Genomic DNA, 12977 nt, shown 5'->3' on the forward strand with positions numbered 1-12977 from the left:
AAAACGCATCAAGCTCAAACCGGAGACAAACCATGAATTCGCTCACCCGTCGCGGTGCCCTGCGCACGCTTTCCGCACTCCCCGCCGCCAGCATCGTGACGGCCGTGCCGCGCATCGCCCGAGCCGCCGAGTTCTCGTACAAGTACGGCAACAACCTGCCGGTGACGCACCCGCTGAACGTGCGCGCGCAAGAGGCGGTCGAGCGCATCGCCAGGGAAACCAAGGGTCGGGTCGAGATCAAGATCTTCCCGAACAACCAGCTCGGCGGCGACACCGACATGCTGGCGCAGGTGCGCTCCGGCGGCATCGAGTTCTTCACGCCGTCGGCGCTGGTCATCGCCACGCTGGTGCCGGTCGCCGCCATCAACGCCATCGGCTTCGCCTTCTCCGATTACAACCAGGTGTGGGGCGCGATGGACGGCAAGCTGGGTGCCCATGTGCGCGCGGCCATCGCCAAGACGCGGCTCTACGCCTTCGACAAGATGTGGGACAACGGCTTCCGCCAGACCACCAGCTCGAAGTCGCCGGTCACGTCGGCGAAAGACCTCGACGGCCTGAAGATCCGCGTGCCGGTGAGCCCGCTGTCGATCTCGATGTTCAAGAGCCTGGGCGCCTCGCCGGCCAGCCTGCAGTTCAGCGAGGTGTACTCGTCGCTGCAGACGAAGATCGTCGACGCGCAGGAGAACCCGCTGCCGATCATCCAGGTGGCCAAGCTCTACGAGGTGCAGAAGTACGCCTCGCTCACCAACCACATCTGGGACGGCTACTGGTTCATCGCCAACGGCCGCGCCTGGGAGGCGTTGCCGGCCGACCTGAAGACCATCGTGGCCGCGTCCATCAACGACGCCGGGATGAAGCAGCGCGAGGACATCAAGAAGCTCAACGAGTCGGTGGTGACCGACCTCGAAGCCAAGGGCCTGGCCATCAACCGCCCCGCGGCCGATAGCTTCCGCGCCAAGCTGCGCGATTCGGGCTTCTACAGCGAATGGAAGGGTCGCTTCGGCGCCGAGGCCTGGGGCCTGCTCGAACAGAGCGTCGGCAAGCTCGCCTGACCCGCCGATGTCCATCGCCTCTGTTGTCGAGCTCGGCGCCGCGCCGGCCAACTCCTTCACCGGCATCGCCGAGCGCATCGACCGGCGGCTCGGTGCGGTGATCGAAGCCATCGCCGCCGCGCTGGTGTTGGTCGAGATCGTCGTGCTGTTCACCGGCGTGGTCGCGCGCTACGCCTTCCACGCGCCGCTGGTGTGGTCCGACGAACTTGCCTCGATCTTCTTCCTTTGGCTGTCGATGCTCGGCGCCGTGGTGGCGCTGCGGCGCGGCGAGCACATGCGCATGACGGCGGTGGTCGGCAAGGTGAGCCCGTCGGCGCGCCGCATGCTCGAGGCGCTGGCCATCGCGGCGTCGCTCGCCTTCCTGGCGCTGGTGCTGTGGCCCGCGTACGAATACGCCAGCGAAGAAGCGTTCATCGTCACGCCGGCGCTGGAGATCAGCAATGCGTGGCGTGCCGCGGCCATTCCGGTCGGCGTCGCGCTGATGATCGTCTTCGGTGCGCTGAGGCTGCTGCGCTTTTCCACGGCACGCGAGATCGCGGTCACGCTCGGCGCCGTCGCGCTGGTCGTTGCTGCGTTCTGGCTGGCGCGCCCGTTGTTCGCGCCGCTGGGCAAGCTCAACCTGGTCGTGTTCTTCCTGGTGATCGTCGCGGTGAACGTGTTCTCGGGCGTGCCCATTGCCTTCTCGTTCGCGCTGGCCACCTTCGGCTACCTGGCGCTCACCACCTCGACGCCGATGGTGGTGATGGTCGGGCGCATGGACGAGGGCATGTCGCACCTCATCATGCTGGCGGTGCCGCTCTTCATCTTCCTGGGCGCGCTGATCGAGATGACGGGCATGGCCAAGGCCATGATCCAGTTCCTGGCGAGCCTGCTCGGCCACGTGCGCGGTGGCCTGTCGTACGTGCTGGTCGGCGCGATGTACCTGGTGTCGGGCATTTCGGGCTCGAAGATCGCCGACATGGCGGCCATCGCGCCGGTGCTGTTCCCCGAGATGAAGAAGCGCGGCGCCAAGCCGGGCGACCTGGTGGCGCTGCTGTCGGCCACCGGCGCGCAGACCGAAACCATTCCGCCGTCGATCGTGCTCATCACGATCGGTTCGGTCACGGGCGTGTCGATCGCGGCGCTGTTCACCGGCGGCATGGTGCCGGCGCTGGTGCTCGGCCTGTGCCTGTGCAGCGTGGTGTGGTGGCGCTACCGCAAGGAAGACCTGAGCGCCGTCGCCCGCTACTCGCGCGCGCAGATCGGCCGCTTCTTCATCGTCGCGCTGCCGGCGGTGGCGCTGCCCTTCGTCATCCGCGCGGCGGTGGTCGAAGGCGTGGCGACGGCCACCGAGGTGTCGACCATCGGCATCGTGTACTCGGCGCTGGCCGGGCTGCTCATCTACCGCCAGTTCGACTGGCGCCGGCTCAAGCCGATGCTGGTCGAGACGGCGTCGCTGTCGGGCGCGATCATGTTCATCGTCGGCTGCGCCACGGCCATGGCCTGGGGCCTCACGCAGTCGGGCTTCTCGACCGATCTGGCACGCTGGATGGCGGCCATTCCGGGCGGCTCGTACGGCTTCCTCGCCATTTCGATCCTCGCCTTCATCGTGCTGGGCTGCGTGCTCGAAGGCATCCCGGCCATCGTGCTGTTCGGGCCGCTGCTGTTCCCCATCGCGCAGGCCGCCGGCGTGCACCCGGTGCACTACCCCATGGTCGTGATCTTCGCGATGGGCATCGGCCTGTTCGCGCCACCGATCGGCGTGGGCTACTACGGCGCCTGCGCGGTCGCGAAGGTCGACCCGAACGAAGGCATGAAGTACATCGGCGGCTACATGGTCGCTTTGCTGGTCGGCCTGGTGTTGATCGCCGCCGTGCCCTGGTTCTCCATCGGCTTCCTGGCGAAGTAGGCCTCGCCGCATTTCCTCCACCGCACTCACACACGGAAAATCACAATGAGCCGCCATTTCGGAGAGATCCGCCAGCTGGGCTATGTCGTGCACGACATCGAAGCCGCCATGGACTACTGGAGCAAGACGCTGGGCGTCGGTCCCTGGTACTACAACCCCAAGGTGCCGATCGTGAACTACGAGTACGACGGCCAGTCGTACGAGCCGCACAACTCGGTGGCGCTCGCCAACTCGGGCTTCGTGCAGGTCGAGCTGATCCAGACCCGCAACGACGTGCCCTCGATGTACCGCGACTTCCTGCAGGCCGGCCGCACCGGGCTGCAGCACGTCGCCTACTGGACCGAGAGTTACGACGCGGACGTCGAGCGCCTGCTCGCGCAGGGCTTCAAGCCCAAGATGAGCGGCGAGGTCGGCGCGCGTGGCCGCTTCATCTACTTCGACACCGAGTACCACCCGGGCACGGTGATCGAGCTGTCGGAAGTCGCCGGCCCCAAGGGCAAGATGTTCGACCTGATCCGCGAGACCTCCAAGACCTGGGACGGCACCACCGACCCGGTGCGCCCCTTCCCCGATCTCTCGACCCTGTGAGCGCGATGGCCACCACCGAACGCATCCGCGCCAGCTACCTGATCGAGACGCCCGAGCCGCCCGAGAAGGTGGCCGAGGTGATGGCGGGCGAGCAGTCCTGCGGCACCTTCACGCGCGTCGAGGGCGAGACCGATGCGTTGCGGGCGCGGGCCCGCGCGACGGTCGAGTCGATCGTCGAACTCGAGTCCGTGAGTGCGCCGAGCCTGCCCAACGCCCTGCTCGAACGCAAGGGCACGCGTGGGCCCTGGCGGCGCGCGCGCGTCGAGATCTCGTTCCCGGTCGCCAATATCGGCGCCAACCTGCCGACGCTGGCGGCCACGGTCGCGGGCAACCTCTACGACCTGGGCGAGGTCAGCGGGCTGCGCCTGGAGACGGTGCATGTGCCGGCGGCCTACCGCGCGCGCTTCGAGCTGCCGCAGGTCGGCATCGCCGGCACGCGCCGCGCGACCGGCGTGGCGAGCGGCGCGCTGGTCGGCACCATCATCAAGCCCAACGTCGGCTTCTCGGCCGCCGAGACGGCCGAACTGGTCGGCCGCCTGTGCGCGGCCGGTGTCGACTTCATCAAGGACGACGAGGTCTGCGCCGACCCCGACCACGCGCCGCTGGCCGAGCGCGTGCCGGCGGTGATGGCGATGGTGCGCGCACACCAGGAGCGCACCGGCAAGCACGTGATGGTGGCCTTCAACATCACCGACGAGACCGACGCCATGAAGCGCCATGCCGACCTGGTCGATCGCGAGGGCGGCTCCTGCGTGATGGCCAGCCTCAACTGGTGCGGCCATTCCGCCATCCAGACGCTGCGCCGCCACACACCGCTGGCGCTGCACGGCCACCGCAACGGCTTCGGTGCGCTGTCGCGCCACCCGCTGCTGGGGATCTCGTTCCAGGCCTACCAGACGCTGTGGCGGCTGGCCGGCGTCGACCACATGCATGTGCACGGGCTGCAGGGCAAGTTCGCGCAGCCCGACGAGGAAGTCATTGCGTCCGCACAGGACTGCTTCACGCCGCTGGCTGAGGGCATCGACGACCGCGTGATGCCGGCCTTCTCGTCCGGCCAGTGGGCCGGCACCGTGCCCGCGACCTGGGCGGCCATCGGCAACGACGACCTGCTCTTCATGTCGGGCGGCGGCATCCTCGCGCACCCGCAGGGGCCGGCCGCGGGCGTGGCCAGCATCCGCCAGGCCTGGACCGCGGCGCGTGCCGGCACGCCGCTGGACGAGGCGGCGCGCAGTGCGCCCGAATTGGCCGCGGCGCTGGCCTTCTTCGGCCAGCGATGAGCCATCCGACGGACGCGCCGCCGGCCATCGTCTATTACGGCGACGACTTCACCGGCGCCACCGACACGCTGGCGACCGGCGCGCGGGCAGGGCTGCGCACATTGCTGTTCCTGCGCGTGCCGACACCGGCGCAGCTCGACGCCGCGGGCACGCTCGACTGCGTCGGCATCGCCGGCGCCGCGCGCTCGATGGCGCCCGACGAGATGCGCGCCGAGCTCGCGCCGGTGGCCGCGCTGTTCCGCCGCCTCGGCGCGCGTGTGCTGCACTACAAGACCTGCTCGACCTTCGACAGCGCGCCCACGGTGGGCAGCATCGGCGTCGCCATCGACACGCTGCGGCCCGCGGTCGACACGCCCTGGACCGCCATCGTCGGCGGCCAGCCGGACCTGGAGCGCTACTGCCTGTTCGGCAACCTCTTCGCCGCGGCGGGCAGCGGCGGCGAGGTGCACCGCATCGACCGCCACCCGACGATGAGCCGCCACCCGGTCACGCCCATGCACGAGGCCGATCTGCGTCGTCACCTGGCCTCGCAGGGCCTGGCTGATGTGCAGTCGCTGCCCTATCCGCAGTACACGCAGGGCTTCGGGGCCTGGCGCGCGCCAGCCTCTGGCGCCGTGCTGTTCGACGTGGCCGACAACGCGCATCTGCAAGCCATCGGCCGCGTGCTGTGGCCGCAGGCCGAGGCGGCCTCGTTGCTCGCCGTGGGCCCCAGCAGCGTGGTGCAGGCCCTGGCGCCGCAGCTGGCGACGGCACCGCACACGCCCGCCCGGGTGGCGCCGGCGCGTGGACCGGTGCTGGCGCTGGCCGGCAGCCTGTCGCCGGTCACGGCGCGGCAGGTCGCGGCGGCCCGGTCCTTCGAGACCGTGTGGCTCGACCCGCAGCGGCTGGTGATCGATGCGCGCGCGCGTACCGAAGCGATCGGCCTCGTCTCCGCCCTGCTGGCGCAGGGCCGTCACGTGCTCGCGTGCACCGTGCGGCCCGGCACGGCGCCTGCGTCCGACAGCGGCGTGTCGGCGCGGGCGTTGGCCATGGCCGGCGGCGAGCTGCTGGCTGGCGTGCTGGCAGCGGTGCCGCTGTCGCGCGTGGGGGTGGCCGGCGGCGACACCTCCAGCCACGCCGTGCAGGCACTCGACGCCTGGGGCCTGTCGTACCGGGCGCCACTGGCGCCGGGCGTGGCGCTGTGCCGCCTGCACAGCGACGCAGTGCAACTCGACGGTCTGGAGCTCGCGCTCAAGGGTGGCCAGATGGGCGGCGAGGACTTCTTCGAGCGGCTGGTGCACGGCAACGCCTGACCTTGGCGCCGAGCCAGCCATCGCGCCATCTCGGCACTCGCCTCAGGTCGACGGCCGCGTTTGCGTCAACCCGGTCGGCGGCCCGTCGATCGCGGTCCAGCCGCCGTCCACCGAGAGCGAGCTGCCGGTGATGTAGCTGGCCGCGTCCGACGCCAGGAACGCCACCGCCGCGCCCACTTCGGACGGCTGGCCCCAGCGGTTGAACACGGTGTGTGCGGCGTAGGTGTCGTAGATCTCGCGGCGTTCCTTCAGCGGGGCCGTCAGGCGCGTCTCGATCACGCTCGGCATCACGGCGTTGACGCGCACGTTGTAGCTGCCGACCTCCGACGCGAAGCCCTTGACCATCTGCTCGATGCCGGCCTTGGTTGCGGCGTAGATGCCGAGGCCGGGCTCGATCGTCACGGCCCGCATCGACGAGCACAGCACCAGGCTGCCGCTGCCTTGCGCCATCATCGGCCGGCCGAAGGCGCGCATGAAGTGGAAGGCGCCGCGCAGGTTCAGGTTCATCACCTGGTCGAACTCTTCCTCGGTGTAATCGACGATGAGCTTGCGGATGTTGAGCGCCGGCGTCGACACGGCGATGTCGACGCGCCCGCGCGCGGCCAGCGTGTGCGCGGCGAGCGCGGCGATGTCTGCGCCGCTGGCCGCGTCCGTGGCGCGCCATTCGGCCGAGCCACTGCCCGACCGGGCGATGTCGTCGGCCGTGGCCCGGGCGCCTTCGGCGTCGCGGTCGGCACAGATCACGTGGGCCCCCAGCGAGCCCAGCGCGTGCGCCGATGCCTGCCCGATGCCGGAAGAGGCGCCGAGCACCACGGCGGTCTTGCCGCTGAGATCGAAGAGCTGACGGTAGTTCTGCATGGTCGGTTCCGGGCGGGGTCTCAAGGCTTTGGCGAGAAGAACGGCACCGGCGTCATCAGGCGGTTGTTCTGCGACATCAGGTAGCCGGCTTCGGCGCTGAGTGCCAGGTACTTCGCCCAGGCGGGGTCGGCCTGCAGCGCCGCGCGCTTGCGGGCGCGGTCGGCAGCGTCGTCGTAGGCCCAGATGTGGACGTAGCTGTTGACGTCGCCGGTCTCGGTCTGCAGGTAGACCACCGGCTCGCCCAGGTGGCGTCGTTGCACGTCGAAGCCGTGCTCGGCATAGAGCGCCAGGTGTTTCTTGATCTTGCCGGGCGTGCAGGTGTAGGTGCGGAGGTCGTAGAGCATGGGGGTCCTCTGTGGTTGCTTGAAATCGGGGAGGGGTGTGCGCGGTTCTACCGCGAGCGTCCGGCGACAGGGTCGGCGGCGTTCGGGCGAAGCGCCCGCAACGCGAGCCAAACGTCGCGCAACGCATAAATGGTCATGAGGGCGCCGGCGATGGGCAGGCAGGCGTATGCCCAGGCCTGCGGCAGCTCCAGCACCGGCGTGGTCGCAGTCGTGCGGTCGACGAAGCGCGCACCGTACACCATCAGCACGACGGCGAAGAGCAGGCCCAGCAGCGCGATCGCGAGCTGGTGAACGCCCGCGAGGCGCCGGCCCTTCAGGGCATCGGACAGCAGGCTGATCGCAAAATGCTCGCGCTCCCGCCACAGGGCGCAGGCGCCGATGAACACCAGCCAGGCGAAGACGGTGGCGACCACCTCGTCGAACCAGTTCATGCCGAACAGGCCGCTCGCGCGGCTCGCGATGTTGAGCGCCAGCAGCAGGGTGAGGGCCACCAGGCAGGCGATCGAGAACGCGCGCAGCAGCAGCCCCAGGGCGCGGTCGAGGCGCAGGAGGAGACCGCCGCTCACAGCATCGCCCTCGGCAGCCACAGGGAGACGGCCGGCCAGTAGGCGACCATGAGCGTCACGACGCAGATGGCGATGAGCATGGGCCAGAGCTCCGAGACGATGGCGCCCACCTTCACGCCGGAGACGCTGCTCACCGCGAACAGCAGGATGCCCACCGGCGGGGTGACCAGACCGATCATCGAGCACATCACCATCAGCATGCCGAACTGCACCGGGTCCAGGCCGATCTGCGTGACGATGGGCATGAAGATCGGAACGGTGAGGATGATGACCGCGACACCTTCGAGGAACAGCCCGAGCGCGACCAGCACGAGGATGATCAGCGCGATGACCTGCCACGGCACCGTCGACACCGACATGACGCTCTGGATCACGGCGTCGGGGATCCGCTTGTGCACCAGGAACCAGGTGAGGTAGCCCGCCGCGGCGATGATGAACAGCACCCGCACGCTGTGCTCGATCGCATTCCAGAGGATGGCCGGCAGGTCCGACGGCTTGATCTCCTTGTAGACGAACAGGCCCAGCACCAGGCAGTACAGCACGGCGACGACGCCGCCTTCGGTGGGCGTGAACAGGCCGCTGATCAGGCCGCCGATGATGATGACCGGGGCCAGCATCGGCAGGGCCGCGCCCTTGAATGCGTCGCTCAGTTCCTTCAGGCTCGCGCGCCGCTCGACCGGGTAGCGCCGACGCTTGGACACGATCCAGACTGCCGCCATCAGCGCGACGGTCAGCAGCAGCCCTGGGACGATGCCAGCGATGAACAGCTGCACCACCGACACGCCCGTCAACCCGCCGAAGATCACCATCGGCACGCTGGGCGGAAACACCGGGCCGATGGTGGCCGAAGCCGCCGTGACGGCCGCGGAGAACTTCGGCTCGAAGCCCGCGTCGTTCATCGCCTTGATCTCCACCTGGCCCATGCCGGCCGCATCGCCCACCGCCGTGCCCGACATGCCGGAGAAGATCAGGCTGCCCACCACGTTGACCTGCGCCAGGCCTCCCGTGAAGTGGCCGACCAGCGCATGCGCGAAGCGGAAGATGCGGTCGGTGATGCCACCGGTGTTCATCAACGAACCGGCCAGGATGAAGAAGGGGATGGCCAGCAGGGTGAAGCCCGATGAGGCAGCGAACATGCGCTGCGCGATCATCGTCAGGGCCTGCGCCTCGCCGGCGAAGATGTAGGCGCTGATCGCCGTGACGCCGATCGCCACCGCCACGGGAACGCCGAACATGATGAGGGCGAGCAGCCCTCCCATGACCAGGAATGCTTGCATGGTGTCTTTCCGAAGCCGCCCTTACTTGGCGGACAGCATGTCCAGGAAGGTCTTCATGTTGTCCTTGCCCGCGTAGGCGCCGACCCGTTCGTACGCCGGCTGCATGAGGGCGCGGAACTTCGCGGTGTCGGGCCGCGTCACCGCGACGCCGGCCGCTTCCATCTTGGCGATCTCCGCCGCCTCCTGCTCGGCCACCAGCTTGCGCATCAGGTCGCGCGATGCGCGGCTTTCTTCGCGCACCGCCGACTGCTGTGCGGGCGTCAGCTTCTTCCAGCTCGACTGGCTGATCACGTGCGTCATGCTGTTGTAGACATGGCGCGTCAGCGCCAAGTGCTTCTGCACCTCGAAGAGCTTGAAGTGGTAGGTCACGCCGATCGGGTTCTCCTGCCCGTCGACCACGCCCTGGTTGAGCGCGGCCGACAGTTCGGGGAAGGCGATCTGCGTGGTGGACGCGCCGGTGGCCTCCAGGGCCGCGATGATCTGCAGCTCCGGCGGCGTGCGCAGACGCAGGCCCTTCATGTCCTCCGGTCCGTTGATCGGCCGCTTCGAATTGGTCACGTGGCGAAAGCCGTATTCCCAGGTCGACAGCAGCACCAGCCCCTTCTTCTCGAGGCGCGGCGCCACCCAGTCGTGGAAGGGGCCGTCGAGCACCCGATGCGCCTGCGCATAGTCGGTGAAGGCATAGGGCGTCATCACCGTCGCGAAGGCCTTCTCGTACTTGTCCAGGCCGCCTTGCGTCGGCAGGTTCATGTCGATCACGCCGACCGTCGTCTGCTCCAGTTGGTCGGGCGGCGAGCCGAGCTGGTTGGCCGGGTACAGCTCGATGCGCACCTCGCCGCCGGTACGCGATTCGACGTTCTTCTTGAACTGCAGCGCAGCGATGTGGGCGGGGTGCGACTCCGCGGCGAAGTGCGCGAACTTGAGGGTGGTCGCCGCATGCGCCGTGCCCAGCAGGGCCAGGCTGGCGACGACAGCGAGCGACAGGCGGGCGAGGCCGCGATGGTTCTTCGATGGCATGGTGATGTCTCCTTTGTAGTTCGATCGGGATGTTGGGGCGCGCGTCAGTCGACGCTGGCGCCGGAGCGCTCCACCAGCGCGCCCCAGCGCTTCACTTCCTGAGCGACGAAGGGTTGGAAGGCCTCGTGCCGGTCGCCGATCGGGTCGGCGCCGAGTTCCTTGAGGCGCGCCTGCACGGCGGGGTCGGCCACGGCCTGCGCGATCGAGGCCGACAGCTTCGCCACGATGGGCGCCGGCGTGCCGACCGGCGCGAAGAGGCCGAACCACGAGCGTGCGTCCATCTGCGGGTAGCCCGCCTCGGCGAAGGTGGGAACGTCCGGCAGGTTGGGGCGCCGCGACTTGCCGGTGATGGCCAGCGGCCGCAGCTTGCCGGCCTGCACCTGCGTCAGCACTTCGGGCAGGTTGGCGAACATGGCCTGCACCTGGCCGCCGATGAGGTCGGTCTGCGCGACCGCGCCGCCCTTGTAGGGCACATGCAGCATGCGCGTGCCGGCCAGCGTGTTGAACTGTTCACCCGACAGATGCGACGCCGTGCCGGTGCCGCCGGAGGCGAAGTTGACCTTGTCGCCCTGGGCCTTCGCGAAATCGGCCAGCTCGCGCACGCTCTTGGCCGGCACGCCGGGGTTGACCACCAGCACCAGCGGCACCGACGCCAGGTTCGACAGCGCGGCGAAGTCCTGCGTCAGGCTGTAGTCGAGCTTCTTGTACAGCGTGGCGTTGATCGCGTGGCTGGAGGTCGCCATGAGGATGGTGTAGCCGTCGGGGGCAGCGCGTGCCACTGTCACCGCACCGATGTTGCCGCTGGCACCGGCCTTGTTGTCGACCACCACCGGCTGGCCGAGCTGGTCGGCGACCTTCTGGCCGACCACCCGGGCGATCACGTCGGTGGCGCCGCCTGCGGCGAAGGGCACGACGATCTTGATCGGGCGTGTAGGGAAGTCGTTGGCAGGCTGGGCGTGCGCAAGCGCGCAGGTGCCCCATGCCGCCAGGGCCGTGGCCCGCAGCAGTCGGTTCATGTCTTGTCTCCTTGTGGTCGAAAAATGAAAGCGCTCAGGCCGCTGCGCGCAGCGCCTTCTCACGCAACTCGCTCAGGCTCGCGCGGGGTGTCAGGACCTCGGGTTCGATCACCAGCTCGATCAGTGCCGCACCGTCGGCGGCCAGTGCCCGCGCCAGGGCCGGCGCGAAGTCCTCGCTGCGCGCCACGCGCTCGGCACGCAGGCCGAAGGACTGCGCATACGCCACGAAGTCGGGGTTGCACAGGTCGGTGCCGATCGGCCGGCCCGGGTAATTCACTTCCTGGTGCATGCGGATCGTTCCGTACATGCCGTTGTTGAACACGATGAAGACGATGGCCAGGTCATGGCGCTTCACCGTCGCCAGCTCCTGCGACGTCATGAGGAAGCAGCCGTCGCCCGCCAGGCAGATCACCTGGCGCTCGGGGTGTTGGAGCTTGGCCGCGATGGCAGCCGGCACGCCGTAGCCCATGGCGCCGCTGGTCGGCGCCAGCTGCGAATGCGCGTGCGAGAAGGGGTAGTAGCGATGCGCCCAGGCACTGTAGTTGCCGGCGCCGTTGGTGAGGATGGCATCGGGCGCGAGCGTGTCGCGCAGCACCTCGATGACACGCGCCGGGTCGAGCGCGACGGCACGCGGTGGCGGCGTCGTGTAGCGCTCGTACTGGCCGCGCAGCTGCCCGAGCCATGCCCGCCAGGCGGGCGCCGTGGCCGGCGCCAGTTCGGCCGCCGCGATGGCGAAGGGCGAGACGTCGCCGAGCACCTTCAGGGCCGGCTGGTACACGCGGCCCAGTTCCTCCGCGCAAGGCAGCACGTGCACCAGCCGCTGCCGCGGCACCGGCACCTCGAGCAGCGTGTAGCCGCTGGTGACGATCTCGCCCAGTCGGGTCCCCACCGCGATCAGCAGGTCGGCCTCGCGCACCGCCTTGGCCAGTTCCGGGTTGACGCCGATGCCGACCTCGCCCACGTACTGCGGATGCCGGTTGTCGAACAGGTCCTGCCGGCGGAAGGCGCAGGCCACCGGCAGCGCGTGGCGCACCGCGAAGCGCTCGATGGCGGCGCGGCCCTCGGCGCTCCAGCCGGGGCCGCCGAGCATCAGCAGGGGGCGCTGCGCCTCGGCCAGCAGGCCGCCCAGCCGCTGCACGGCCTCCGGGGCCGGGTGCGACTGCGGAATGTCGACGCGGGGTGCGATGGAGGGGAAGGCCGAATCGGTGAGCATGTCTTCCGGCAGCGCCAGCACCACCGGGCCCGGGCGGCCGGACAGGGCGACCGAATAGGCGCGGGCGATGAACTCGGGCACGCGCGCGACATCGTCGATCTGCGCCACCCACTTCACGAAGGTGCCGAACATGCGGCGGTAGTCGATCTCCTGGAAGGCCTCGCGCTCGATCATGTCGCGGCCCACCTGACCGATCAGCAGGATCATCGGCGTCGAATCCTGGAAGGCGGTGTGCACGCCGATGCTGGCGTTGGTGGCGCCCGGTCCGCGGGTCACCATGCACACGCCGGGCCGGCCGGTGAGCTTGCCGTGCGCCTCGGCCATGAAGGCCGCGGCGCCCTCGTGGCGGCACACCACCACGCGGATCGCATCCTGCTGCGCATAGAGCGCATTCAGCACGTCGAGGTAGCTTTCGCCCGGCACGCAGAACACGGTGTCCGTGCCCTGGGCGAGCATCGCGTCGACGACGAGCTGACCGCCGGTGCGGAGTTTGGGAGAGACGTTCATGGCCGGCCACGGCCGCCATTGCGGCGGTGAGTTGAGGTGCGTCGACTCTAGGGACGGTGCCCCCGCAGGGGGTAGGACGATT

General features: G+C 69.3%; 12 protein-coding genes. 5 read left to right on the plus strand and 7 right to left on the minus strand.

Going from position 1 to position 12977, the window contains the following annotated elements; translation table 11 throughout:
• The first annotated feature begins 32 nt into the window (after positions 1–32).
• From ACSFA0_RS16715 to ACSFA0_RS16735, 5 genes are read left to right on the plus strand one after another with little or no spacing between them, the layout of a single operon-like run.
• Positions 33–1052, plus strand: coding sequence for a TRAP transporter substrate-binding protein (locus tag ACSFA0_RS16715; protein WP_435451392.1), 1020 nt, complete (start codon positions 33–35; stop codon positions 1050–1052).
• Between the two features lie 7 nt (positions 1053–1059).
• Positions 1060–2940 carry a TRAP transporter large permease gene (locus tag ACSFA0_RS16720; RefSeq protein WP_435451393.1) on the plus strand — a complete coding sequence of 627 codons (1881 nt, stop codon included), beginning with the start codon at positions 1060–1062 and terminating at the stop codon, positions 2938–2940.
• A 45-nt stretch (positions 2941–2985) separates the two neighbouring features.
• Positions 2986–3528, plus strand: coding sequence for a VOC family protein (locus ACSFA0_RS16725; protein ID WP_435451394.1), 543 nt, complete (start codon positions 2986–2988; stop codon positions 3526–3528).
• A gap of 5 nt (positions 3529–3533) precedes the next feature.
• Positions 3534–4805, plus strand: a complete 1272-nt coding sequence (locus tag ACSFA0_RS16730) for a ribulose-bisphosphate carboxylase large subunit family protein (RefSeq protein ID WP_435451395.1) — start codon at positions 3534–3536, stop codon at positions 4803–4805.
• Positions 4802–6097, plus strand: a complete 1296-nt coding sequence (locus ACSFA0_RS16735; RefSeq protein WP_435451396.1) for a four-carbon acid sugar kinase family protein — start codon at positions 4802–4804, stop codon at positions 6095–6097. The genes ACSFA0_RS16730 and ACSFA0_RS16735 overlap by 4 nt, the downstream gene beginning before the upstream one ends.
• 42 nt (positions 6098–6139) lie before the next feature.
• Here ACSFA0_RS16735 and ACSFA0_RS16740 read toward each other — a convergent pair whose 3' ends face one another.
• From ACSFA0_RS16740 to ACSFA0_RS16770, 7 genes are read right to left on the minus strand one after another with little or no spacing between them, the layout of a single operon-like run.
• The gene (locus tag ACSFA0_RS16740; protein ID WP_435451397.1) at positions 6140–6955 is read right to left on the minus strand and encodes an SDR family NAD(P)-dependent oxidoreductase; all 816 of its coding nucleotides are present in this window, start codon (positions 6953–6955) and stop codon (positions 6140–6142) included.
• Positions 6956–6975: 20 nt separating this feature from the next.
• A complete protein-coding gene (locus ACSFA0_RS16745) occupies positions 6976–7299 on the minus strand; it encodes an NIPSNAP family protein (RefSeq protein ID WP_435451398.1) in 324 nt (107 codons plus the stop codon).
• A gap of 47 nt (positions 7300–7346) precedes the next feature.
• A complete protein-coding gene (locus tag ACSFA0_RS16750; protein WP_435451399.1) occupies positions 7347–7865 on the minus strand; it encodes a TRAP transporter small permease in 519 nt (172 codons plus the stop codon).
• Positions 7862–9142 carry a TRAP transporter large permease gene (locus tag ACSFA0_RS16755; protein WP_435451400.1) on the minus strand — a complete coding sequence of 427 codons (1281 nt, stop codon included), beginning with the start codon at positions 9140–9142 and terminating at the stop codon, positions 7862–7864. The genes ACSFA0_RS16750 and ACSFA0_RS16755 overlap by 4 nt, the downstream gene beginning before the upstream one ends.
• 21 nt (positions 9143–9163) lie before the next feature.
• Positions 9164–10159 carry a TRAP transporter substrate-binding protein gene (locus ACSFA0_RS16760; protein ID WP_435451401.1) on the minus strand — a complete coding sequence of 332 codons (996 nt, stop codon included), beginning with the start codon at positions 10157–10159 and terminating at the stop codon, positions 9164–9166.
• A 44-nt stretch (positions 10160–10203) separates the two neighbouring features.
• Positions 10204–11175 carry a Bug family tripartite tricarboxylate transporter substrate binding protein gene (locus tag ACSFA0_RS16765; RefSeq protein WP_435451402.1) on the minus strand — a complete coding sequence of 324 codons (972 nt, stop codon included), beginning with the start codon at positions 11173–11175 and terminating at the stop codon, positions 10204–10206.
• A 34-nt stretch (positions 11176–11209) separates the two neighbouring features.
• The gene (locus ACSFA0_RS16770; RefSeq protein WP_435451403.1) at positions 11210–12895 is read right to left on the minus strand and encodes a thiamine pyrophosphate-binding protein; all 1686 of its coding nucleotides are present in this window, start codon (positions 12893–12895) and stop codon (positions 11210–11212) included.
• Between the last annotated feature and the right edge of the window lie 82 nt (positions 12896–12977).

Origin of the sequence: Variovorax restrictus (assembly GCF_051216715.1) — a bacterium.
In the GTDB taxonomy this organism is placed as follows: domain Bacteria; phylum Pseudomonadota; class Gammaproteobacteria; order Burkholderiales; family Burkholderiaceae_C; genus Variovorax.

Excerpts from the sequence above, each read along its gene's own strand:
- ACSFA0_RS16725 (WP_435451394.1), top strand. The coding sequence starts at position 2,986 with ATGAGCCGCCATTTCGGAGAGATCCGCCAGCTGGGCTATGTCGTGCAC.
- ACSFA0_RS16720 (WP_435451393.1), top strand. The coding sequence starts at position 1,060 with ATGTCCATCGCCTCTGTTGTCGAGCTCGGCGCCGCGCCGGCCAACTCC.
- ACSFA0_RS16755 (WP_435451400.1), bottom strand. The coding sequence starts at position 9,142 with ATGCAAGCATTCCTGGTCATGGGAGGGCTGCTCGCCCTCATCATGTTC.
- ACSFA0_RS16740 (WP_435451397.1), bottom strand. The coding sequence starts at position 6,955 with ATGCAGAACTACCGTCAGCTCTTCGATCTCAGCGGCAAGACCGCCGTG.
- ACSFA0_RS16770 (WP_435451403.1), bottom strand. The coding sequence starts at position 12,895 with ATGAACGTCTCTCCCAAACTCCGCACCGGCGGTCAGCTCGTCGTCGAC.
- ACSFA0_RS16765 (WP_435451402.1), bottom strand. The coding sequence starts at position 11,175 with ATGAACCGACTGCTGCGGGCCACGGCCCTGGCGGCATGGGGCACCTGC.
- ACSFA0_RS16715 (WP_435451392.1), top strand. The coding sequence starts at position 33 with ATGAATTCGCTCACCCGTCGCGGTGCCCTGCGCACGCTTTCCGCACTC.
- ACSFA0_RS16730 (WP_435451395.1), top strand. The coding sequence starts at position 3,534 with ATGGCCACCACCGAACGCATCCGCGCCAGCTACCTGATCGAGACGCCC.
- ACSFA0_RS16745 (WP_435451398.1), bottom strand. The coding sequence starts at position 7,299 with ATGCTCTACGACCTCCGCACCTACACCTGCACGCCCGGCAAGATCAAG.
- ACSFA0_RS16760 (WP_435451401.1), bottom strand. The coding sequence starts at position 10,159 with ATGCCATCGAAGAACCATCGCGGCCTCGCCCGCCTGTCGCTCGCTGTC.
- ACSFA0_RS16735 (WP_435451396.1), top strand. The coding sequence starts at position 4,802 with ATGAGCCATCCGACGGACGCGCCGCCGGCCATCGTCTATTACGGCGAC.